The following is a 22,299-nucleotide window of genomic DNA, read 5'->3' as shown; positions in this document are numbered from 1 at the left end:
TGGACTGTGATGGCTTTCACGCACGTTGTATAGAAGAATGTGCAAAAAGAGGGGCGAGTTGAGGAGGCTTCCTTGCCAGTTTTTCGATTAAAAAGGGCTGTCTTTGCCGAGCTCATTGCAAATCTCGACAATGGCAAGTGAGAGCCCTGACTTAATGATTTGTTGTTGACGTTGCAGTTGTAGCTGATAAAACTCAAGGTCGATGTCGTCATCTGGTTCGCTGACTTCCAGTTGCACCATGCCCATTTTCTTCACCAAGTGCAGTTTCTTAATTGGTTCTAGAATATTCGGGTCAGTGAATTCGTAATCTGAAGCGTCACTATTGAGTTGGTTTTTGAGTTTGATGATGTCTTCGATGTCGTGGTAAATGTCATCGGGGAGCACTCCCAAGCCAAACAATAACTTCAAACGAACAGACAGATCGCCCAGCGGTCCAGAGTCTTGTAGCAGCGGACCGACAACCGATTGAACAGCGAAGTTATCTTTACGAAAGATTCTTTGCACCAACCCGTCGATCGAATCGTTAAAAACGTCGACTGCTGCAATGAAAAAGCCTCGTACCGATGGTGCGCTGTTTAATCGCTCAATGATCTCGGTTTCGTTGATGTTATCTGCCATATACTGAATACATTTCTAATTATTAGCTATCCCAACTCTTCAAGCAGAGAAGGACATAGAAGGGGAGCCGAGCTCCCCTAGGTAAATCAAAGTTGGTTGTAAAGTGTCTCGATTTGAGTCACTTCATCACTGTCTTCTGCAAGACCTGTGTATGTCGCTAGCGTCTTCTTCACACCCACTTCTTTTAATGAGTTTTGTAGCTCTACGGCTTGTGGGTCAGTGTCGTTAGTGTACTTCAACGCAGCGGCAATGCCTTTCAAAAGTGTTTTATTTTCAGTGCCATACTCAATTGTACCGAGTAAAGGCTTCACTAATCTATCGTTTGCACCTAATTTACGAATTGGTTGACGACCTACGCGATCAACCTCATCCACTAAGAATGGGTTGGCAAAGCGTCCCAGAATCTTCTCGATGTAGGCGTTGTGCATGTCACGGTCGAAGCCGTAACGTTTGATCAGCACTTCACCACTCTCTTGCATCGCCTGTTTTACTTCAGAATGAATACTTGGGTCTTCGATCGCTTCACGAATAGTGCGATGGCCTTTTAAGCAACCTAGGTAAGCGGTAATGCAGTGACCTGTATTGAGAGTGAACAGCTTACGCTCTACAAACGCCATTAGGTTGTTGGTTTTTTCCATGCCTGCGATGTCAGGGATTTCGCCCTTGAATTGCTGCTCATCCACAATCCATTCGCTAAAGCTCTCTACCGTCACTTCTAGTGGGTCATCGTTCGCCGCTTCTGCTGGTGGCACGATGCGGTCTACCGCTGAATCGACAAAGCCAACCAACTCGTCTGCTTTTGCGTGCAATGATTCATCCAAGTGTTTGTACACTTCACCTTTTAGGTGAGTCGTGCCACGAACCATGTTTTCGCACGCGATGATGTTCAATGGTTTATCGTTACCTGCTGCAAAGCGTTTAGCAATGCCGGTAGCGATGGTTTTTGCAATGATGTCCAGTACGTTAGGGCCAACCGCTGTTGTTACCAAGTCGGTTTTTACAATGCGGTCGATGACATCTTCACTGGCTGAGTTAACCGCGGTGACGTGAGTTACTGTGTCGATTTGGCACTCAGTACCGACCACTTTTACTTTGTATTCTTGCTTGTGACTCAGTTGGTCGACGAGTGGAGCGTCAACGTCTGCAAATGTGACCTCGACTTCTGCATCTGCTAAGAGTTTTCCAATGAAGCCACGACCAATGTTACCTGCGCCAAAATGAACTGCGTTTTTCATAATTCTTACCTACCAATGTCTAAAATGTTGACTTACGAAACTAGGGGGAGGCCAACCGCATAGGGGGTGACAGCTGACCTCATTTGCCTCAGGAGCAAATTAAAGGGGTAATTAAGCCGCTTGTTGACCGCCAAGGATGTTCAGAATCTCTTCCACATCGTTGGTGCTGGTTAGCTTCTCAATTGCCTCCGGCTCATCGAGCGCGTTCGTAATGGTGGTAATCACCTGGATGTGCTCATCGTTCTTAGCGGCAATGCCGATAACCAGTTTCGCTACATCATCGTCGTCTTCAGTAAATTGGATACCCGATGGGTATTGGCAGATTACAATGCCGGTTTTCTTCACGCGGTCTTTCGCTTCTACCGTGCCGTGAGGCACTGCGATAGATTCGCCTAGGTAAGTTGGAACCAATGCTTCACGCTCAAACATCGCGTCTACGTATTCTGGTTCTGCGTAGCCAAGTTCGACCAACTTGTTGCCCGCGAAGCGAATCGCTTCTTCTTTGTTGGCAGCTTTCAAACCTAGGTGAATGTTTTCACGCTGGATTTGGAACACCGACGTTTGCTGTGGCTCGAAGTTGTCGTCGTTTGCAGCCACGAGCGACACTTTTACCATTTGGTCGTCATTGGCTGCGGATTGGTTTTGCGCTGCTAGTAGTTTGGTGACTAGCTGGTTGTACATCTCGCTGTCTAGGAAGTTAGTCAATGAAATGTGGTGTGCGTTTGGAGCATGCTTACGTGCACGATCCGTTAAGTCTTTATGAGTAATCACGATATCTGCACTCTCTGGTAAGCTGTTAATGGCAAGGTTGGTTACGTGGATGTTCAGACCTGCGTCTTGAACCTTTTTGCGTAGCATGCTCGCGCCCATTGCACTCGAGCCCATGCCCGCATCACAAGCGACAATGATGCTTTGTACTGTCGCTAGGTCTACGTCACCTTTGCTTTGGCTGTTTACCACCGCATCGTTTTTAGATGCAGATTTCATGTCTTTCATTTGTGATGTTGCTTTTTCTAGTGCTGCTTCATCACCGTCTTCTTCTGTTGACGTTTGCGTCTTCATTAGCAGTGCTGCTACCGCGAATGACACACCTGTTGCTGCTGCGATAGACGCTAGAACACCAACGATTGAGCCTTTCTGAGTCATCAACAAGATTGCAAAGATTGAACCTGGTGATGCTGGAGAAACAATACCTGCGTTAAAGATAGTTAGAACGAATACGCCAGTCATACCACCTGCGATAGCCGCAAGGATTAGGCGAGGGTTCATTAGGATGTATGGGAAGTAAATCTCGTGGATACCGCCGAAGAAGTGGATGATTGATGCACCACCTGCCGTTTGACGAGCCGTACCTTTACCAAACACCATGTAAGCTAGCAGGATACCTAGACCAGGACCTGGGTTTGCTTCGATTAGGAAGAAGATCGACTGACCTGTTTCAGACGCTTGTTGGATACCCAGTGGAGAGAAAATACCGTGGTTGATCGCATTGTTTAGGAATAGGATCTTCGCAGGTTCAACGAAGATTGAAGTCAGTGGTAGTAGGTGAGCAGAAACTAGGAAGTTAACGCCAGCCGCCAAGCCACCAGAAAGAATTTTTACGAATGGACCGATAAAGATGAAGGCAAGGATCGCACATAGCATGCCGATGATGCCCGCAGAGAAGTTGTTAACCAACATCTCGAAGCCACTTTTTACTTTACCATCGATGTAGTTATCGAATTTCTTGATAGCCCAGCCGCCCATTGGGCCGACCATCATTGCCCCCATAAACATTGGGATGTCTGTGCCGACAATCACACCCATTGTTGTGATTGCACCGACTACCGCACCACGATCGCCACCAACTAATTTACCACCGGTGTAACCGATAAGTAGTGGCAGCAAGTAGGTAATCATTGGGCCAACCATAGAGGCTAACGTTTCGTTTGGTAGCCATCCAGTTGGGATAAATAGAGCAGTGATAAAGCCCCACGCGATAAACGCGCCGATGTTTGGCATTACCATGTTTGACAGAAAACGACCAAAATTTTGTATCTTGATCTTGGCATCTGGTGATATCATAACAATTCCCCGTTCGATGTTCTGATGAATCTTGTTGTAGTAAACGGTTCGCCAAAACCGTTTGTTTGATTGCTTAGTACCCAATCAATTTACCACACATTTTCCAATTGGAACTGACAACGGGTTTTTCGTGATCTACGCCCGCATTTCTTAGGCTGAGAAAAGGTTTTTAAGTGACCAAGTTCAACTTATTAACTTGTAACTTAATAACAAAAAGCCACTTTTAAATCTGTCAATAAAAATCTTAGTGATCAATCCGATCTTCTGACAAATTTAAAATCAAAATACTTTGTGACTTTGATCACTTTTGATTTTTTTTGAAATTCGAATTAAATACTTGTAATGATCAATGTCACGTTTTGTGTTGAGTTGTGGTGGATTTAAAGTGTGACCTGGATCTGTTTTTGTTTTTTGTGAAAGTTTGTGACGGAATTGGTGAGATAAATGCTATCTAGATCTTTCGATAGATTGTATCTATAAGAGTCTTTTCGGCGCACTTCACGGAGCACGCCTAATTAGTTGATGAAAGGGTAAATAAAGAGAGTCGCCACACGGTTCTTCTTGTGATTCCCAACTCTCTACTTAATCACTGTTCTTAATCATCGTTGCTATTAGTATGATAGACGAGGTAGTCATGAGCTTGCTCGCGTCCCATATACCTTGCCAACGTCTTTTCTTGAACATCGCGCAAATCCACCATAATCAATCCATCTAGAGCGTTATTGAATGCAGGGTCGACGTTGAAGCATACCAGCTTGCCATTGAGGCTTAAGTACTGACGCAGCAAAACGGGCACTCCTTTCCCTTCATCGATTCTGGCAATGACACGTGACAATAGCTGTAAATCACCCAGAGCAGTAAGCATGCTGGTGTTCCAGTCACGATGGTGCTCAGGAAGTGGGTTAGAAGGCGTGACGTACTCTGCGCAGTTGTTGTCGTAGTGATGCAGTGTCATTGATTGGGCAAGCAGTTGGCGTGCAGTATCGCTATAGTCGTTGCTAATGCTTACCGGACCAAATAGGTGAGTGTAATCTGGGTTTTGATGCACGAAGGTTGCGATGCCTTTCCACAGCAGCAGCAGCGCGCTCATGCTCTTTTGATATTGCTGCGCAATCACTGAGCGCCCCATTTCGATGGATTTACCCATTTGGTCGATAAAGCGTTGGTCATAGTTAAACAACGTTCGTGAATACAGACCTGCTACACCCCGCTTTTCAATCAGTTGATCAACCAGACCTAAACGATACGCGCCCACCAAGCATTGGTTCTCTCTGTCCCACACAAACAGATGCAGGTAATCATGATCGAAATGGTCAATGTCTATTGCTAGTCCTGTCCCTTCGCCAACCTGTCGAAAATTGAGCTCACGTAGACGACCAATTTCATGCAGCAGGGAAGGGATATTCTGCGACTCCGTGCAGTAAACATCGAACTCACCACTTGTTAGCAGCTTGGACTCTTTTGGTAAGTTGTTCAGTTCTTCAAGCAATTCGCCTACGGGTAACCCTGCCGCTATTGGTGAGAGCCGTTCTGATGAGGAAGAGGGCTTCACCGATTGGATTTCACGATTGAGTAAGTAAGTGTTGAGCCGCAAATAGTTCACCACTTGATCATCGCTAAGTGTGTTCAGCTCTTTAAATTTTATCGCTTGGCCAAAGGATAAGTTGATGGTTTGCGCCTGTTTGTTCAGCAGTTCTCGCCCAAGCAGTAGGGTGCGCAAAAGTGGATGGATTTTCCCTGCCATATAGAAGCGTTTCGAGTTCTGGCCACTGATGAATACTGGAACTGTCGTGGCTTTGTTTTTGCGAATTAGGCTACTTACGCTTCGACTCCACGCTTTGTCTTCCAAGCGTTGTTGTTTGGCATCGACTAACTGGGACACTTCACCGGCAGGAAAGACAAGCAATAAGCCGCCACTTGCTAGGTGTTTATTAGCCGCTCTGAGGGCCTTCATATTCGATTTGACGGCGTCTTTGCCTTCAAACACATCGACACCAATGAAGAGCTGATCTAACTCCGGCACGGTTTTCAGGTATTGATTGGCTAGGATTTGGATATCGCCTCTGACCATCAACAGCAGTTCAGCCAAGATCACGCCTTCCACACAACCAAGCGGATGATTCGCCACAATGACGGTAGCACCTTGTTTAGGTACTGAGTCGAGTGAACCATGAGCAATGCGATAATCGATACCTAAAATATCCAACGTGAAGCGGAGAAAAGTTTTGGTATCGGCATTAACGGGGCGTTGAGCGTAGAACTTATCAAGCTGGTTTAAACCGGTTGCCCATTCAGCAACGTTTTCACCAATGCCAAACGGCGTTTTACGAGGGAGACGAAAAGGGGTTGAACTATCCATATTTACCTCAGCGTACAAGTTGCTGATTGGATAGTAGAAATTACAGATGACAGTTAAGAGGCAAAAGCATGAGCCTTTGGTGACAAACCAATGAAGCTTTATTGAATAAAGAAAACGGTATATCACTGTGCTATGAATCAAAACTCGCGTTATGTCTCCCTCTTAAAACAATAGATAGGCTATCTTATCTAGAACAAAGATTAAGCTAAGTTGATATTTATCAGGGGGAAATAATGGAACGAGTTTCCAATAAAGCAGCACTTTGGATTGGGCTAAGTTTGATACTTGGTCTTGGCATCCTTGGCTATTTTATGCAGCAGACGGCGGTGAAATACCGAGCCTATGAAAGAGTCGTGACAGTAAAAGGTTTGTCGGAGCGTGAGTATCCTGCTGATACGGTGATTTGGCCGATTCAATTTACTCTAGCGAGTAATGATATGGGAGCCATGTTTGATGAAATTGACCAGCAAACCCGTTTGATTTTGGACTTTCTAAGTGCCAAAGGGCTTCCTGAAACCAGCGTTTCCCTTTCTTCCCCAGCGGTCATTGACAGAAAAGCACAGCAATATGGGAGCGAGCAAGACATTGAGTATCGTTATTTGGCCTCGCGAACCGTTACGGTTTACAGCCAGAGTGTTGATGTTGTTCGAGCGGCAATCAATGAAATAGGTGAGCTAGGAAAACAAGGCGTTTTGCTTAACCAAGATCCTTATGCAAATCGTGTTGAGTACAGCTTTACTAAGCTGAATGATGTGAAGCCAGACATGATCGAAGAAGCGACTAAGAATGCGCGTGAAGTGGCTGAGAAATTTGCGAAAGACTCACAGAGTTCACTGGGTAAGATCAAACGTGCAACTCAAGGGCAGTTCTCGATTTATGACCGAGACAGCAACACGCCTTACATTAAGAAAGTACGAGTGGTATCGACGGTTCAATATTACTTATCTGATTAAAGTTGCGCTCATATAGTCAATAGTTGGTCGTTCCATCACCTTCTATTTGTAGAGGTATCTATGCTCTGTGATAGGGAAATCAGTCTTCGATGACGCTATATACAAGTACTTTTTTATAAAACTAAGTTCTTAACAGTGATGAGGTGAGTTTGATAATAATCAAGCTCACTTGTTTCTTATGAGCGTAAGTTAGTATGACTTATTGCTAGAAGGAATTAGTATCATGGCATACAAGCACTTTGTTAGAGAACTACTGGGTTTAGCGATTGTTGTCTCTGTCGTCTTTGGCGTATTAGGCGTGATGTTAGAGCTCTTCGCACTGACGGCACTTTGGGAGCATCAGCAAACGATAGCCGATGTTTTTTTCCATGAATCTCTCTACTTCATCGTATTTTTAATCCCACCATACTTCCTCTGGAAGTTGATTAACCGTCCTGAATTGGTTTCTGCTGACCAAGCTTATTTGGCAATGAAGTTAGAGGCTGAAAGTCGACAATGAGTCGATTTAGTGAGTAATGAAAAGAAGAGGCTATGAGAAAACATTAGCCTCTTCTCTATCTGATTCGTGGGGTAAAATATTCGCTGCTTTATTGATTAAAAAGCTGCTTCGATTGTGCCTTTGAAAGTGCGATCGAGATAATCACGAATCGCTTGAGATTGATAAATAGAAACGAACTTTTTATACGCTTCATTATTTTTGTCTGCGTCACGAGTGGCGATGACCATGACTGCTAATGGGGCGTCTTTTGCTTCAAGATAGATACTTTGTTTCTTCGGATCTAAACCAGAAGACATTACGTAGTTCATTGTAATCGCAGCCGCGTCCACATCATCTAATGTTCTTGGTAGCTGAGCGGCATCTACCTCGACAAATTCAAATGATTTTGCGTTTTTTGTGATATCAGTTAGGGCGGCTTTATGGCCAACACCCTGTTTCAGCTCAATTAAACCTGCATCGGCGAGTAGCAACAGACCACGACCACCGTTGGTAGGGTCATTTGGAAGCGCTATACGTGCATTGTTTGGAAGCTCTTGCAGTGAGCGATACTTATTGGAATAAAGCCCCATACGCATAAGAATGGACTGACCAATTGATACTAATTGGGCGTTATGGCTACTGTTGAAGTTGTCTAAAAATGGCTGGTGCTGATAGCTGTTAATATCGATGCTACCGTCGCTAAGGGCGGCATTAGGTGTCACGTAGTCAGAAAACTCAATGACTTCGACATTCAAACCTTGCTTTGCTGCCTCCTTCGCTACCGCCTCGACTACTTGTGCATGTGGTCCAACTGTCGCGCCCACTTTAATGACAGAGTCATCTTTTTCTCCACAAGCGCTTAAGCCGACTACTGCCGTGAGAATCAAAGCTAGTTTCTTTAAGTGACCAATACTTTTCATTGTAGCTCCATTTTTTGTTTTAGACGTCTATACGTCCATACTATCAGAAGTTGTCTGAGGGTCAATGGTTTAAATCACGAGCAGACATTTTGTTTCTATTGCTCGTATAGAGAGCCAGATAATAGTTAAAGAAGAGGGGAAGAGGAAAAGCTATTACGAGGTTAGTGACGAGTTACCGCAACCGAAACTGTACCCAAAGATATAAGATACAAAAAAAGCGTAGTAGGTATTAACCTGCTACGCCTTTCGGAATATGGTGGCCCCTCGCAGACTTGAACTGCGGACCAATCGATTATGAGTCGACTGCTCTAACCACTGAGCTAAGGGGCCTTAATAGGACAACGATTATAGGGGAAGCGTTGCAAGGTGTCTAGATACCAACTAGGGCAATTGCGCTTAGTTTTTATCCACTTAGAACAGTAGATAATAAAAAAGGTGACCTAAAGTCACCTTTTTTGATTTCTAAAAGCTTGTATGCGCTGCGATTATTCGTCTAGGAAGCTGCGCAGAGTCTCTGAGCGGCTTGGGTGACGAAGTTTACGTAGTGCTTTTGCTTCGATCTGACGGATACGCTCACGAGTAACGTCGAACTGCTTACCAACTTCTTCTAGAGTATGGTCAGTGTTCATGTCAATACCAAAGCGCATACGAAGTACTTTCGCTTCACGTGGTGTTAGACCTGCAAGCACGTCTTTTGTTGCCACTTTAAGGCTAGTTGCTGTTGCAGAATCTAGCGGAAGTTCTAGCGTTGTATCTTCGATAAAATCACCTAGATGCGAATCTTCGTCGTCACCGATTGGTGTCTCCATTGAGATAGGCTCTTTAGCGATTTTTAGAACTTTACGAATCTTGTCTTCTGGCATTTGCATGCGCTCTGCCAGTTCTTCCGGTAGTGGCTCGCGACCCATCTCTTGCAACATTTGACGAGAGATACGGTTTAGCTTGTTGATCGTTTCGATCATGTGTACCGGAATACGAATCGTACGTGCTTGGTCCGCGATTGAACGAGTGATTGCCTGACGGATCCACCACGTTGCGTAAGTCGAGAACTTGTAACCACGACGATATTCGAACTTATCTACCGCTTTCATCAGACCGATGTTACCTTCCTGGATCAGATCCAAGAACTGTAGGCCACGGTTGGTGTATTTCTTCGCGATAGAAATTACAAGACGCAAGTTCGCTTCAACCATCTCTTTCTTCGCACGGCGAGCTTTTGCTTCACCGATAGACATACGACGGCTGATGTCTTTAATGTTCTGTACGTTTAGAGAAGTCTCTTCTTCAATCATTTTTAGCTTAGCGATTGAACGACGGATTTCTTCTTCGTTACGTTTGATCTTTTCAGCGTATGGCTTGTCTGAAGCAAGAACTTCATCCAGCCAAGCTTCACTTGATTCATTACCAGTGAACAGCGCGATGAATGATTTCTTCGGCATTTTGCCGTATTCAACCACTGACTTCATGATCAGACGCTCTTGAGTACGAACACGATCCATAGCAGTACGCAGTTCATTCACTAAGTGATCAAACTGTTTAGGCGTTAGACGAAACTCGCGGAATACGTCTAGCATCATTTCATTAGCAACGGTTGCTTTCGGGCTGTTATAGCCGTACTCGTTGATTGCTAATTGAAGATTTTGATAGGTGCTGCGTAGTTGGTTGAATTTCTCTAGCGCTAATTCTGGATCGATACCTACATCTTCTTCAGAATCATCTGAATCGTCATCGCTATCTTCGTCGTCATCAACGTCTTCATCGTCTTCTTCTTCTAACTGAGATTCAGTCAGTTCAGAACCGATGTGTGTTGCCGTTGGTGCAGCGGTGTCGTCAGCATCTGGATCTACAAAACCTGAAATTAGGTCTGTAAGACGTAGTTCTTCAGCTTGAACTTTGTCAAATTGCTCAAGAATGTACGGAATTGTGCCTGGGTATTCAGCAACAGACGATTGAACTTGGTTAATACCTTCTTCAATACGTTTTGCGATGTCGATTTCGCCTTCGCGAGTTAGAAGTTCGACAGTACCCATCTCACGCATGTACATACGTACTGGGTCTGTTGTACGACCAATCTCACTCTCTACGCTAGAAAGTGCAGCGGCTGCAGCTTCGGCTGCATCTTCATCGGTAATATTTGTGTCATCGTTCAGTGCTAAATCATCAGCATCAGGAGCAGTTTCTACTACCTTAATGCCCATGTCGTTGATCATCTGAATGATGTCTTCTACCTGTTCTGAATCTACGATTTCAGCAGGTAGGTGGTCATTTACTTCGGCGTAGGTCAGATAGCCTTGTTCCTTGCCTTTAATAACAAGTGACTTTAGCTGTGACTGCGGATTGTGATCCATAGACGGTATCCAACTTCGTAATCTGGTGAAGGAATCAGTATGCGAAATGCAAACCACTTACTATAACAAATTAAATCGTTGCTGACTAATTAAACAGGGTTACGCTTTTAAATCTAGCATAAGTGCTAGCAGCTCCCTTTTCTCTTCGGCTGATAAACCGACACTTCTTGCTTTGGCCTGCAGGTTTTCAATTTGTTTTTCTACGCACTGGGCAATAATTTTATCCAGTGAGTCTAAAAAGATTTCTTCTTGGTTGTCCTCATCGAGTGGAATGTCCCAACTCGCGAGACGAGACAGAAGGGTCTCATTTTGGCTGTTTCGCCAATGCTCTAATAATTGGCCTGTGTTGATATGGGGATGCGCTTGGCATTTATCAAGTACATCAACAAATAAACTTAGACCAGGAATGGGCAAATCTCTAACGCTAGTTAGATCTGGCACCATACTTACGTATTGTGGGTTTTGAATCAGTAACGCGATCACTTCTCGCATCGGCGTTCGCTTGATTTCTTTATGAGGTTGAGGCCTTTTATCCTCTTTACCTTGTTTTGAAATTAGCTGCTGTAGTTGGCGTTCATCAACCAAACCCAAACGGCGGCCAAGCAATTCTCTCAAGTATAGTCTTAAAGTGCCGCCAGGGACTTTATCAATGAGAGGAACCGCAAGAGTACTCAGTTTTGCCATGCCTTCTTTCGTGCTCATATCGACCTGCTGAGTCAATGAGCTGAACATGAATTCAGACAAGGGCATCGCATTAGACACTTGCTGCTCAAATGCTTGTTTTCCGTTTTGTCGGATATAAGAGTCGGGATCTTCTCCATCCGGCAAAAACATGAATTTTAACTGGCGACCATCCGTTAGGTAAGGCAATGCATTTTCCATGGCACGCCACGCGGCTTCACGGCCTGCGCGGTCACCGTCATAACAACACACGACGGTGCTTGTTTGCCTGAATAACACTTGCAAGTGATCGCCCGTTGTCGAGGTTCCCAATGAGGCAACGGAATAATCTACGCCATATTGAGCAAGCGCGACAACATCCATATAGCCTTCAACCACTAAAATTTGTGGTGGCTCACGGTACGCTTGTAGTACTTCATAAAGGCCATACAACTCTTTACCTTTATGAAATATCGGGGTTTCGGGTGAGTTAAGATATTTTGGTGTCCCATCACCTAATACTCGACCACCAAAGCCTATTACTCGACCGCGTCTGTCTCGAATAGGAAACATCACTCGACCACGGAATCGGTCGTAGCGGTTGCCTTTATCGTTTTCAATCAACATGCCGCCAGTGACGAGCATGTCTTGGTTTTCTTTATTCTGGCCAAAGTTCTTACGAACTAAATCCCATTCATCAGCCACATAGCCGATGCCAAACTTCTGGACGATTTCACCAGACAGGCCGCGATCTTTTAGATACTCAATCGCCACCTTACTTGCTGGCTGTTTGAGTTGGTTACGATAAAATTGAGCAATGCTGCCCATTAAGTCGTATAGGTTACGTTTTTCACTGCTGCTTGCTTGTGGGCCTGATTGAAACGAACCATTACCGCCGCTACGTTGTTCGCGAGGAACATCTAAACCCAAGTATGAAGCGAGTTCTTCAATGGCTTCGACGAATTCTAGTCGGTCGAATTCCATCAAAAAATCGATGGCATTTCCATGCGCGCCACAACCAAAACAATGGTAGAACTGCTTTTCTTGACTGACACTGAATGAGGGTGTCTTTTCGTTGTGGAACGGGCAGCATGCGCCGTAGTTTTTGCCTTTTTTCTTAAGTTTCACACGTGCGTCGATGATATCGACAATATCAAGTCGAGCTAGAAGGTCATCGATAAAACTGCGAGGGATGTGTCCAGCCATAAAACCTAACAAAAAAAGAAGATGATGAGTGGAGTGAATGCCTTAAAAGAATGAGCGTATTGCCCATTGATTTCATTCCATCCATCCAGATACAAACAAGCCGTGCGCTCCAAAGGATAGCACGGCTTGCTGCAATTGGGTGGGGTACCTTAAGCCAATTTAGCGCGAACTAAACCGCTTACTTTACCCATATCTGCACGCCCTTGAATTTGCGGTTTCAGAACGCCCATTACTTTGCCCATGTCTTGCATGCCAGCTGCGCCAGATTCAGCAATCGCGTTCTCGATGAGAGCCGCTACTTCTTCGTCTGTCAGTGGTTGAGGCATAAAGTCCTCAAGAACGGTAATTTCTGCTTGTTCCGCATCAGCAAGATCTTGACGACCCGCTGCTTCAAACTGCGCTACAGAATCGCGACGTTGTTTAACCATCTTGGTCAATACTGCAAGAATGTCGTCATCGTTCAGAGTAATCTGTTCGTCAACTTCACGTTGCTTGATTGCTGATAGGGCTAAACGAATAGTACCAAGGCGCAATTTGTCCTTGGCTTTCATCGCTAATTTTTGCTCTTCTTTGAGTTGATCAATCAGAGCCATAACTAAATTCCTTTTGGAGCTCAGTTATTAGTACAGGCGAACGCGACGAGCGTTTTCGCGAGCTAGCTTCTTAGCGTGACGCTTTTGAGCTGCTGCTTTAGCGCGTTTGCGAACTGTAGTTGGTTTTTCGTAGTGCTCACGACGACGCACTTCAGAAAGGATACCTGCTTTTTCGCAAGAGCGCTTAAAACGACGTAGAGCAACGTCGAACGGTTCGTTTTCACGTACTTTAACTACTGGCATATGCCTTTCACCTCAGGGGTTATTCGTTAACGCTGGTATTCAACAGACCAAATCACAATTGTTAGGTCTCTTACCAGCTTGATCAAAAATGGTGCGGAATTTTAATCCGATCACAACTACTTTGTAAAGCCTTTTGTCGATTATTGTCTGTACAAAATTTGTTTGCAGCACCAAGGCGAGGTAATATGACGCCCAAATTTCCTCTATACAGAAAGCATACTGAGAAAACCATGCGCATTATTGGTATTGAAACCTCTTGTGACGAGACTGGCATCGCAATTTATGACGATGAAAACGGTCTCTTGTCACACAAGCTATACAGCCAAGTAAAACTGCACGCAGATTACGGCGGTGTGGTGCCTGAGTTGGCTTCACGTGACCACGTAAAGAAAACCATTCCTCTTATTAAAGAGGCACTAAAAGAAGCGAACTTAACTTCAAAAGACATCGATGGTGTCGCGTATACCGCGGGGCCTGGTCTTGTTGGGGCGCTATTAGTGGGTGCGACTATCGGTCGCAGTATTGCTTATGCTTGGGGAGTGCCAGCGGTACCTGTTCATCATATGGAAGGTCACCTATTGGCCCCAATGTTGGAAGATAACCCTCCACCGTTCCCGTTTGTGGCGGTATTAGTATCGGGCGGTCACTCTATGATGGTGGAAGTGAGAGGCATCGGTGAGTACAAAATTCTAGGTGAGTCGATTGATGATGCGGCGGGCGAAGCGTTTGATAAAACAGCGAAGCTAATGGGTTTGGATTACCCAGGCGGTCCACTATTATCTAAACTGGCGGAAAAAGGTACACCGGGCCGCTTTAAGTTCCCGCGCCCAATGACGAATGTGCCAGGTTTGGACATGAGTTTCTCTGGTCTAAAAACCTTTACGGCTAACACGATTGCTGCAAACGGTGATGACGAGCAAACCCGCGCGGACATCGCATTGGCATTTGAAGAGGCTGTGTGTGCTACGTTGGCTATTAAATGTAAGCGCGCGCTTGAGCAAACAGGCATGAAACGCATTGTTATTGCTGGTGGTGTGAGTGCTAACCGTCGTTTGCGAGCTGAGTTAGAGAAGTTAGCGAAGAAAGTTGGCGGCGAAGTTTACTACCCACGTACTGAGTTCTGTACAGATAACGGTGCGATGATCGCTTACGCAGGCATGCAGCGCTTGAAGAATGGCGAAGTGGCTGATATGTCAGTAGAGGCTCGTCCACGTTGGCCAATTGATCAACTAACACCTGTCGCTTAGTCAAATTTATGCGGTAGGTTTGAAACCGGTTCTTTGTAATAAAGGTCTCTGCTCCTCAGAGGCCTTTATTTTTAATTATTCAATGAACCGCCTCGTTTTACATTCTGACTGATGCGATCAGTTCGCGATTGTTTCAGTGCTAGGATGACGTGGAAGAATAAGAAATGGATATAACAATGAATAAGTTTGAAATTGAAGGTCAGCAACTTGCTTATCTAGATAAAGGTGAGGGCCCTGTGCTTCTATTTGGTCATAGTTACCTTTGGGATAGCCAAATGTGGGCGCCACAAGTTGAGGTTTTAAGCCAGTCATTCCGTTGTATTGTGCCAGATCTTTGGGCACATGGTGAATCGGACGCTGCACCTGCATCGACACAGTCATTGGCCGACTATGCACAACATATGTTGGCATTGATGGATCATTTAGATATCGAAGAATTCTCGATAGTGGGCTTATCTGTTGGCGGCATGTGGGGAGCTGAGCTAACGGCTCAAGCGCCGCAACGTGTTAAGTCACTGGTATTGATGGATACCTTCATTGGCTGGGAGCCAGAAGTTACGTATAAAAAGTATTTTGCAATGCTTGATACCATCAGCCAAGTCCAAGCAGTGCCTGCGCCAATTATTGAAGCCGTTGTGCCGCTGTTCTTTGCCAACAACGTCAATCAGGATAACCCTAAACTTGTCGCTTCATTCAAACGCAGTTTAGAAGAGCTGAACGGTGAGCGTGCGGTGGAAGTAGCTCGCATGGGGCGCATGGTGTTTGGTCGCCGTGATGTGATTGAAGATTCGGAAAAATTCGCTCTGCCGACGTTAATTGCGGTGGGCTGTGAAGATAAGCCTCGCCCGGTTTTCGAATCGTATTTAATGAAAGACTGTATCACGGGCAGTGAGTTGGTAGAAATTCCGCAAGCGGGACACATCAGTTGTTTAGAACAGCCGGAGTTCGTCAACCAAATGTTGTTGAACTTCCTAAATCGAGTTCATGCGTAACCAATGCATCCCTCTTTAAACGAAAAACTCGGCATTAAGCCGAGTTTTTTTGTGTCAGTTTCTTCTCGCCGATTTTTGGCTCGTCGCCAGACAAAAGCCGACGAATATTTTGATGATGCTTAAATACGATTAAGCAACACAGCATAGCAACAGGTAACGTGTATTGCGGTTTAAACATCCAAGTATAAAACGGAGTGACCAAAACCGTGACGAGAGCCGCTAAGGATGAATAGCGGAATAGCGCGGCTACTGACAGCCAAGTTAACATCACCAATCCTGTTAAGTCCAAACCAATCGGAGCGATAGCGCCAAGCGCGGTTGCGACACCTTTTCCGCCTTTAAAGTGGAAAAAGATGGGGTACATGTGGCCAAGACAGGCAGCAATGGCGATGACGCCAAGAATGATAGGGTCGATACCAAGAAAGTATCCGCCCCACACGGGGATAGTGCCTTTGAGCATATCGCACAACAAGACTGAAACAGCGGCTCCTCGTCCGCCAATACGCAATACGTTCGTTGCTCCAGGATTGTTAGATCCCACACTGCGTGGGTCTGGCAGTTTTAAGAGTCGACAGATCAAAACCGCACTGGAAACAGAACCTAATAAATAGGCGGCCATTGTCATTATCAGTGCCAGTGCGTCCATAGAAGTCCTTGATGGATTGGAATTTAATGCTCGGTTCCCGCGTAGTTGCTATCATACCCCGAATTTACATAATGCAGAAATCCTCACTGTGATAGAGCTTGCATTATGTGATTTCTTGTATATAAAGATGCTTTCGCAGTTTATACCTAAGTAACATTGTGATGACCAAAGTAAATGTTACTTAGGTATAGAATACTACGATCAAATTACCCCTCACGGGTATCCGACCTCTGTAATAGAAGGACATAAGATGGCTCTGGATAAAGTTTTTATTGAACAGTTAGAAGTTATCACCACCATTGGCGTGTACGACTGGGAACAACAAATCAAACAAAAGTTGGTTCTAGATATTGAAATGGCGCACGATAATAAACCTGCGGGCAAAAGTGATGATGTGCAAGATGCACTGGATTATTCGCAGGTGAGTGAGGCGGTACTTAACCACATTGAAAATGGTCGTTTCTTATTGGTCGAGCGCGTGGCTGAAGAAGTAGCAGAGCTTATCATGCAGCGTTTCTCTGTGCCTTGGGTGAAAATCCGCCTAGCGAAGCCTGGCGCCGTGCCGCAAGCACGTGCTGTTGGTGTGGTGATTGAGCGAGGCCGAGCATGATCACCACTTATATCGGTGTTGGGACGAACGTAGAAAGAGAGCAACATGTGCTTGCTGCGTATCAGGAGCTGCAACGGCTTGGAGAAAATCTCCTCGTATCACCGATATATGAATGCGAACCTATTGGTTTTAGCAGCAAGAATTTCTACAACTTTGTCGTTGCAATGCGTACCGAGTTGTCATTAGAAGAGTTGAGTCATCAACTACGCGAGATTGAATTTAAGTGGGGACGCGAAGAAAACGCGCAAAAGTATCAAGATCGAACACTGGATCTCGATATAGTGTTGTTCGGTGAGCGCGTCTCCAAGAAAAAACCTGAGCTACCTCGCAGTGATATCTACAAATATCCTTTTGTCACAAAGCCGCTGTATGATCTCGAACCGCAATTAGTGATCCCAGGCGATGGACGCACAGTCGCAGACATTTGGCATGCTATGCAGCCAGTCGATTCGCTCAAACCCGTTTCCTTTCATTTTTAATTTGAGTTGTTTACATGAGTTATTTTGAAGCCTTTATTTTGGCTCTGATTCAGGGGCTGACAGAGTTTTTGCCTATTTCAAGCTCTGCCCATTTGATCCTGCCTTCCGCTATTTTAGGATGGGAAGACCAAGGTCTAGCCTTTGATGTTGCTGTTCACGTCGGTACATTAATGGCTGTCGTGATCTATTTTCGTCATGAAGTAATCACTTTGTTTCAAGCGTTATTTGCTTCGATCTTTAAAGGAGATCGCAGTAAAGAAGCTAAATTGGCTTGGATGATCGTGATTGCGACGATTCCAGCTTGTGTGTTCGGCTTATTGATGAAAGACATCATTGAAGTGTATCTACGTAGCGCTTACGTCATCGCGACTACTACGATCGTATTTGGCCTGTTGCTATGGTGGGTAGACAAAAACGCTAAACTCGTTGCGGATGAATACCAAACGGGTTGGAAGAAAGCTGTATTTATCGGTATTGCTCAAGCCTTAGCGATGATTCCTGGAACTTCACGTTCAGGGGCGACCATCACAGCAGCGCTTTACCTTGGCTTTACTCGAGAAGCGGCTGCCCGATTTTCGTTTTTAATGTCGATCCCAATCATTACATTAGCTGGTAGCTACTTAGGCATGAAGTTAGTAACCAGTGGTGAACCTGTCCATGTTGGTTTCTTAATGACTGGCATTATCACATCGTTTATCAGTGCGTACATCTGTATCCACTTCTTCTTGAAGATGATTTCACGAATGGGCATGACACCGTTTGTGATTTACCGTCTCATTTTGGGCGTCGGTTTGTTCGCTTTTCTATTAAGTGCATAATTGATGTTAACGAAAAACGCACGCGAAATCCGCGGGCGTTTTTGTTTGTTCGTTACTTCTTAAGTGCTGCTTTCACTGCTTCAATACGTCGTTTTTCTTGCTCGTCACGAATCGCAGGGCCTTTAAAGCCCTCTTTGATAATGGCTTGAACGTCAACTGCCGCTGCTGCTTGGTAGGCTTGCCTAAAAATATCCGCCTGTGGATATGGTTGCGTTTCCAGTCCTTTACGACCAGCGTGATCCGCTTGGCAGCAAAGCAAGATATCTTGCAGACGTTCGGACTTACGCCACACATCAAGTTTATTGAGTATTTTAATTATGGTTTGTGGTTTAAGTTCAGCCGCGCGATGAATATTGGAGTGCTGTTCGCACACCATCAAGGCTAAATCACGAAACTCATTTGGTACCCGGACACGTTCGCACAGCTTTTTGATCAGTTTTAATCCTGTATGGCAATGCATTTTGTGGCTTGGCCATTCGCTCTCTGGCGTCACGCCCTTACCCAAGTCATGCACTTGGGCGGCAAACCTGACGGGGAGTGAGTTACTCAATTTTGCGGCTTGCTCTGCCACCATCAAAGTATGGATGCCAGTATCGATTTCTGGATGCCACTTCTCAGGTTGAGGTACGCCAAATAGTGCATCAATTTCAGGTAACACCACGGTTAATGCACCACAGTCTCGTAGAACCGATAAGAAAATATCAGGGCGAGGAGTAGAGAGAGATTTATGCCATTCTTGCCAAACACGCTCGGGAGTCAGTGTGCTCAGCTCTCCGGACTCTGCCATGTGACGCATTAACCGCATGGTTTGGTCGGCAACCGTAAAGTTTAGATCAGCAAGCTTCGCTGCGAAGCGAGCGACACGTAAAACGCGTAGAGGGTCTTCAATAAAGGCGTCTGATACATGGCGTAGCAGTTTATCGTTGAGATCTTGCTGGCCACCATATGGGTCATGGATCGTGCCATCACTCTCCATTGCCATCGCGTTAATGGTTAAATCACGACGTATCAAATCTTCTTCTAAGGTGACGTTTTGATCGAAGAAACATTCAAAACCAGTGTAACCAGAACCTGACTTTCTCTCTGTTCGTGCAAGGGCATATTCTTCTTTACTTTTGGGATGCAGAAATACAGGAAAGTCTTTACCAACGGCGGTGTATCCTTGGGACAGCATCATCCCGGGCGTCGCGCCTACGACCACCCAGTCGTTGTCATAACTATCAATTCCGAGCAATTTATCTCGAACTGCGCCACCTACTAAATAAACTTGCACGAATTACCTCTTAATTTATGGATATGCCGTTGGACATTGTAGCAAGCAATGGTACTTTTCTTTACTCCTAAGAATAGAAGAAGAGCGTTTATACCATGTCTGACTATTCCCAGGTGGTTTTTTAGCTGGAGAGCCTAATGTATAAGGACTTTTTTGGGTTTGTCGAACAACCATTTTCGATTGTTCCAAACTCACGTTATTTGTATTTAAGCCAGCGTCACAAAGAGGCAATCACACATCTCCAAGCTGGGCTAGGCGATGGCGGTGGCTTTGCTATGCTTACTGGCGAAGTAGGTACAGGCAAAACGACCGTCGCAAAAGCGATGCTGGCGAATTTGGGTGATAACACCAAAGCGGGTCTTATTCTCAATCCCACGTTTTCGAGTAGAGACTTGCTCGAAGCCATTTGTGATGAGTTCAAAATCACCTATCCGCCAGATGCAAACCTCAAACAGCTAAACCAGGTTATCCATCAATATTTGCTGCGTAATTATCGTTCAGGCTGGCAGACATTGCTGGTCATTGATGAGGCTCAACACCTTGCTGCCGACGTTCTAGAGCAGTTGCGATTGTTGACCAACTTGGAAACCGATACCAGAAAATTGCTCAAAGTGTTGTTGGTCGGGCAGCCTGAATTGCAGCGGTTATTACAAACAACACAACTACGCCAACTTGCCCAGCGTATTACCGGGCGTTATCACCTGTTGCCGTTGGATGAAAAAGAGACAGAAGATTACATCGCATTTCGACTACATACAGCAGGTGGCGACCAGCAACTGTTTAATCGTGCTTCTTGTAAACTTATAGCCAAATACAGTCACGGTATACCGCGGCTCATCAACCTTATCTGTGACAAATCCCTCAACATTAGTTATCACCAGGGTAATGTGGTTGTGGATAAGCAAACCGTTCAGCAGGCCTGTGAAGAGGTGATGCAGTTTCAGGCAGATATTTATCAGCAAGATAAAAAAGAGCGCCGGACTTTCCGTTGGCCTGCTTGGGGCTCTGTCACGGTAGGCCTTATTGCTGCATTAAGTACGGGGTGGGCGGTCGTGAATTATATGCCAGCTCAAGCGACGTCAGTGTTGACACAAGTGAAGGAGCCAAGAGTAGAGCCAACACCAACCGTCGTAAGCCAACAGTTAACGGATGAGCAGCGTGATTTATTGTTAACACAAAAACAGTCGAACCTTGCTGTAAATGATTTGTATCGTTTGTGGGGGTATCAAGCATCGGTTCGCGATAATCTTTGTTTGTCAGAACCGCAGTCGACTATGCGTTGTGAGCGTAAAATGGCGACTTGGCCGCTGTTGATGCAACAAAATCGCCCTGTGATCTTGGAGTTGAATTATCAAGGTGATGTTGGGTATGTCATTCTATATGCCGTCGGTAATGACCAAGCTGAAGTGCTCAATGGCAAGCAGCGTCTGCGTCTGCCAGTTTCGTGGCTAAAGCCGTTGTGGCAGGGCAATATTATCGAACTGCGGCATGCTCCGCTGAATGAAACATTACGGTTAGACATGGAAGGCCCTGCGATTGAAGTATTAGACCGATTATTAGCAGAAGCGGTGAGTGAGCCACTGCTTGAAACGTCTATTTTTGATGGTGCGATGAAAGAGCGAGTCGAGTTATTTCAACGTTGGCAAGGAATTGGTGTCGATGGTATTGCAGGTAAGCGAACGCTAGACCGACTTCAGCAAAATGTTCAGCCAGATGCGCCTCAACTGGCGAGAATCGAGAAGGAGGACGCATAATGTCAGCTGTGAAACATATAGGTCTGTTCTTGCTGCCAATCACTGCTTCTGCTATTGGAGTCGCTTGGTACTTAGATCTCTTTGCACCGAGTGTTGAAGTAGATACAACGTCCCTGATAGAAAAGGTCGAAGTGGTATCACCTTTCAAAGTATTAGACTATCCAGAGAACACCCAGTTGGCCCAATTGCCAAGAGAGTGGCCAAGTGCAGAGCTATCGCGTGATTTTGGTACATTTACCACCCCCGATGAATACACGAGCCATACACCAAGCAGAGATGAAACACGCAACTCAGCATCAACCCAAACGACTTCTGCTGCTGAAGAGGACCTCGGGTTGTCTTTGGATGATCTGGATTTATCCTCATTATCTCCTGATTTAGCTAGGAAGGTCGAAAATGCCTTATCCCGAGATGATGACAATTCGTCATCACAAACGGCACGCGTGAACGATTTAGAGCGCAACGCTCACCAGTGGCAAGGGCGTCTACCTGCGCTTAATTTGCAAACCCATATGTACGCTAGTGATGAAAATCGCCGTTGGGTGAAAATTAACAATGTTGAGTATCATCAAGGGGATGTCGTTGATGATCAGGTCACTCTAAGAGAAATACAACCGCAAGCGGTGATTGTTGAGTTCCAAGGTGAGCAAATTCGTATACCAGCGTTGTATGAGTGGAAAGGGTAACTCTTGTAGAAACACATCAAGCCAGCGAAATCATATCGCTGGCTTTTTATTTTTCAGAGCATCTTTTGCATCTATTCTGGTGATGATTTTTAGATACTCAAACAAGCAAAATATAGC

20 protein-coding genes and 1 tRNA gene are annotated in these 22,299 nt (G+C 45.3%); 9 read left to right on the top strand and 12 right to left on the bottom strand.

Going from position 1 to position 22,299, the window contains the following annotated elements; genetic code table 11:
- Nucleotides 1-87: 87 nt before the first annotated feature.
- From R8O11_RS00805 to R8O11_RS00790, 4 genes are all read right to left on the bottom strand, one after another.
- On the bottom strand, nt 88-618 hold the full coding sequence (locus tag R8O11_RS00805; RefSeq protein ID WP_005379708.1) for an MltR family transcriptional regulator: 531 nt from the start codon (nt 616-618) through the stop codon (nt 88-90).
- Nucleotides 619-704: 86 nt separating this feature from the next.
- Entirely contained in the window at nt 705-1,853 is a 1,149-nt protein-coding gene (locus R8O11_RS00800) for a mannitol-1-phosphate 5-dehydrogenase (protein ID WP_054728471.1), read from the bottom strand.
- 111 nt (nt 1,854-1,964) lie between these two features.
- Nucleotides 1,965-3,917, bottom strand: a complete 1,953-nt coding sequence (locus R8O11_RS00795; RefSeq protein ID WP_005379710.1) for a PTS mannitol transporter subunit IICBA — start codon at nt 3,915-3,917, stop codon at nt 1,965-1,967.
- Nucleotides 3,918-4,512: 595 nt separating this feature from the next.
- Entirely contained in the window at nt 4,513-6,276 is a 1,764-nt protein-coding gene (locus R8O11_RS00790) for a lysophospholipid acyltransferase family protein (RefSeq protein ID WP_318193834.1), read from the bottom strand.
- A 233-nt stretch (nt 6,277-6,509) separates the two neighbouring features.
- Here R8O11_RS00790 and R8O11_RS00785 point away from each other — a divergent pair, with 233 nt between their 5' ends.
- Together R8O11_RS00785 and R8O11_RS00780 are read left to right on the top strand one after the other, a co-directional pair.
- Nucleotides 6,510-7,229 carry an SIMPL domain-containing protein gene (locus R8O11_RS00785; RefSeq protein WP_005379714.1) on the top strand — a complete coding sequence of 240 codons (720 nt, stop codon included), beginning with the start codon at nt 6,510-6,512 and terminating at the stop codon, nt 7,227-7,229.
- 223 nt (nt 7,230-7,452) lie between these two features.
- A complete protein-coding gene (locus R8O11_RS00780) occupies nt 7,453-7,728 on the top strand; it encodes a hypothetical protein (RefSeq protein ID WP_005379716.1) in 276 nt (91 codons plus the stop codon).
- 95 nt (nt 7,729-7,823) lie between these two features.
- On the opposite strand, the gene R8O11_RS00775 is transcribed toward R8O11_RS00780, so the two are convergent.
- From R8O11_RS00775 to rpsU, 6 genes are all read right to left on the bottom strand, one after another.
- A complete protein-coding gene (locus tag R8O11_RS00775) occupies nt 7,824-8,627 on the bottom strand; it encodes a MetQ/NlpA family ABC transporter substrate-binding protein (protein ID WP_017633488.1) in 804 nt (267 codons plus the stop codon).
- 254 nt (nt 8,628-8,881) lie between these two features.
- Nucleotides 8,882-8,957: transfer RNA gene (locus tag R8O11_RS00770), tRNA-Ile, on the bottom strand.
- A 155-nt stretch (nt 8,958-9,112) separates the two neighbouring features.
- A complete protein-coding gene (gene rpoD, locus R8O11_RS00765; protein WP_005395986.1) occupies nt 9,113-10,975 on the bottom strand; it encodes an RNA polymerase sigma factor RpoD in 1,863 nt (620 codons plus the stop codon).
- Between the two features lie 99 nt (nt 10,976-11,074).
- Nucleotides 11,075-12,841 carry a DNA primase gene (gene dnaG, locus R8O11_RS00760; RefSeq protein ID WP_005379719.1) on the bottom strand — a complete coding sequence of 589 codons (1,767 nt, stop codon included), beginning with the start codon at nt 12,839-12,841 and terminating at the stop codon, nt 11,075-11,077.
- A gap of 149 nt (nt 12,842-12,990) precedes the next feature.
- On the bottom strand, nt 12,991-13,434 hold the full coding sequence (locus R8O11_RS00755; RefSeq protein ID WP_005379720.1) for a GatB/YqeY domain-containing protein: 444 nt from the start codon (nt 13,432-13,434) through the stop codon (nt 12,991-12,993).
- A 27-nt stretch (nt 13,435-13,461) separates the two neighbouring features.
- Complete coding sequence (gene rpsU, locus R8O11_RS00750; RefSeq protein ID WP_001145625.1) at nt 13,462-13,677, bottom strand: 30S ribosomal protein S21; 216 nt, start codon at nt 13,675-13,677, stop codon at nt 13,462-13,464.
- A gap of 230 nt (nt 13,678-13,907) precedes the next feature.
- Between rpsU and tsaD the strand changes: the two genes are divergently transcribed.
- Together tsaD and R8O11_RS00740 are read left to right on the top strand one after the other, a co-directional pair.
- Complete coding sequence (gene tsaD, locus R8O11_RS00745; RefSeq protein ID WP_005379854.1) at nt 13,908-14,924, top strand: tRNA (adenosine(37)-N6)-threonylcarbamoyltransferase complex transferase subunit TsaD; 1,017 nt, start codon at nt 13,908-13,910, stop codon at nt 14,922-14,924.
- A gap of 176 nt (nt 14,925-15,100) precedes the next feature.
- Complete coding sequence (locus R8O11_RS00740) at nt 15,101-15,916, top strand: alpha/beta fold hydrolase (RefSeq protein WP_005379855.1); 816 nt, start codon at nt 15,101-15,103, stop codon at nt 15,914-15,916.
- Between the two features lie 34 nt (nt 15,917-15,950).
- Here R8O11_RS00740 and plsY read toward each other — a convergent pair whose 3' ends face one another.
- Complete coding sequence (plsY, locus tag R8O11_RS00735) at nt 15,951-16,562, bottom strand: glycerol-3-phosphate 1-O-acyltransferase PlsY (RefSeq protein WP_005379857.1); 612 nt, start codon at nt 16,560-16,562, stop codon at nt 15,951-15,953.
- A gap of 250 nt (nt 16,563-16,812) precedes the next feature.
- On the opposite strand from plsY, the gene folB reads away from it, so the two are divergent.
- The 3 genes from folB to R8O11_RS00720 are packed head-to-tail and all read left to right on the top strand — an operon-like array spanning nt 16,813 to nt 18,469.
- A complete protein-coding gene (folB, locus tag R8O11_RS00730) occupies nt 16,813-17,172 on the top strand; it encodes a bifunctional dihydroneopterin aldolase/7,8-dihydroneopterin epimerase (RefSeq protein ID WP_005387458.1) in 360 nt (119 codons plus the stop codon).
- Nucleotides 17,169-17,651 (top strand): 2-amino-4-hydroxy-6-hydroxymethyldihydropteridine diphosphokinase, encoded by a 483-nt coding sequence (folK, locus tag R8O11_RS00725; RefSeq protein WP_005387457.1) that lies wholly within the window; start codon nt 17,169-17,171, stop codon nt 17,649-17,651. The genes folB and folK overlap by 4 nt, the downstream gene beginning before the upstream one ends.
- 14 nt (nt 17,652-17,665) lie before the next feature.
- On the top strand, nt 17,666-18,469 hold the full coding sequence (locus tag R8O11_RS00720) for an undecaprenyl-diphosphate phosphatase (protein WP_017820255.1): 804 nt from the start codon (nt 17,666-17,668) through the stop codon (nt 18,467-18,469).
- 52 nt (nt 18,470-18,521) lie between these two features.
- On the opposite strand, the gene R8O11_RS00715 is transcribed toward R8O11_RS00720, so the two are convergent.
- Nucleotides 18,522-19,742 carry a multifunctional CCA addition/repair protein gene (locus R8O11_RS00715; protein WP_318193833.1) on the bottom strand — a complete coding sequence of 407 codons (1,221 nt, stop codon included), beginning with the start codon at nt 19,740-19,742 and terminating at the stop codon, nt 18,522-18,524.
- Nucleotides 19,743-19,879: 137 nt separating this feature from the next.
- On the opposite strand from R8O11_RS00715, the gene R8O11_RS00710 reads away from it, so the two are divergent.
- A complete protein-coding gene (locus tag R8O11_RS00710) occupies nt 19,880-21,496 on the top strand; it encodes an ExeA family protein (protein WP_053306867.1) in 1,617 nt (538 codons plus the stop codon).
- A complete protein-coding gene (locus R8O11_RS00705) occupies nt 21,496-22,182 on the top strand; it encodes a general secretion pathway protein GspB (protein ID WP_053306868.1) in 687 nt (228 codons plus the stop codon). Before R8O11_RS00710 ends, R8O11_RS00705 begins: the two co-directional genes overlap by 1 nt.
- Nucleotides 22,183-22,299 lie beyond the last annotated feature (117 nt).

It is taken from the genome of Vibrio sp. 1288 (genome assembly GCF_033344475.1).
Note: the sequence above shows the minus strand (reverse complement) of the source record. Positions and strands in the feature narration are given on the sequence as shown.

Coding starts and splice junctions, on each gene's coding strand:
- plsY (WP_005379857.1), bottom strand. CDS start 16,562: ATGGACGCACTGGCACTGATAATGACAATGGCCGCCTATTTATTAGGT.
- R8O11_RS00785 (WP_005379714.1), top strand. CDS start 6,510: ATGGAACGAGTTTCCAATAAAGCAGCACTTTGGATTGGGCTAAGTTTG.
- R8O11_RS00720 (WP_017820255.1), top strand. CDS start 17,666: ATGAGTTATTTTGAAGCCTTTATTTTGGCTCTGATTCAGGGGCTGACA.
- R8O11_RS00710 (WP_053306867.1), top strand. CDS start 19,880: ATGTATAAGGACTTTTTTGGGTTTGTCGAACAACCATTTTCGATTGTT.
- R8O11_RS00705 (WP_053306868.1), top strand. CDS start 21,496: ATGTCAGCTGTGAAACATATAGGTCTGTTCTTGCTGCCAATCACTGCT.
- rpsU (WP_001145625.1), bottom strand. CDS start 13,677: ATGCCAGTAGTTAAAGTACGTGAAAACGAACCGTTCGACGTTGCTCTA.
- R8O11_RS00805 (WP_005379708.1), bottom strand. CDS start 618: ATGGCAGATAACATCAACGAAACCGAGATCATTGAGCGATTAAACAGC.
- R8O11_RS00740 (WP_005379855.1), top strand. CDS start 15,101: ATGAATAAGTTTGAAATTGAAGGTCAGCAACTTGCTTATCTAGATAAA.
- dnaG (WP_005379719.1), bottom strand. CDS start 12,841: ATGGCTGGACACATCCCTCGCAGTTTTATCGATGACCTTCTAGCTCGA.
- R8O11_RS00775 (WP_017633488.1), bottom strand. CDS start 8,627: ATGAAAAGTATTGGTCACTTAAAGAAACTAGCTTTGATTCTCACGGCA.
- R8O11_RS00790 (WP_318193834.1), bottom strand. CDS start 6,276: ATGGATAGTTCAACCCCTTTTCGTCTCCCTCGTAAAACGCCGTTTGGC.
- rpoD (WP_005395986.1), bottom strand. CDS start 10,975: ATGGATCACAATCCGCAGTCACAGCTAAAGTCACTTGTTATTAAAGGC.
- R8O11_RS00800 (WP_054728471.1), bottom strand. CDS start 1,853: ATGAAAAACGCAGTTCATTTTGGCGCAGGTAACATTGGTCGTGGCTTC.
- tsaD (WP_005379854.1), top strand. CDS start 13,908: ATGCGCATTATTGGTATTGAAACCTCTTGTGACGAGACTGGCATCGCA.
- folB (WP_005387458.1), top strand. CDS start 16,813: ATGGCTCTGGATAAAGTTTTTATTGAACAGTTAGAAGTTATCACCACC.
- R8O11_RS00780 (WP_005379716.1), top strand. CDS start 7,453: ATGGCATACAAGCACTTTGTTAGAGAACTACTGGGTTTAGCGATTGTT.
- folK (WP_005387457.1), top strand. CDS start 17,169: ATGATCACCACTTATATCGGTGTTGGGACGAACGTAGAAAGAGAGCAA.
- R8O11_RS00795 (WP_005379710.1), bottom strand. CDS start 3,917: ATGATATCACCAGATGCCAAGATCAAGATACAAAATTTTGGTCGTTTT.
- R8O11_RS00755 (WP_005379720.1), bottom strand. CDS start 13,434: ATGGCTCTGATTGATCAACTCAAAGAAGAGCAAAAATTAGCGATGAAA.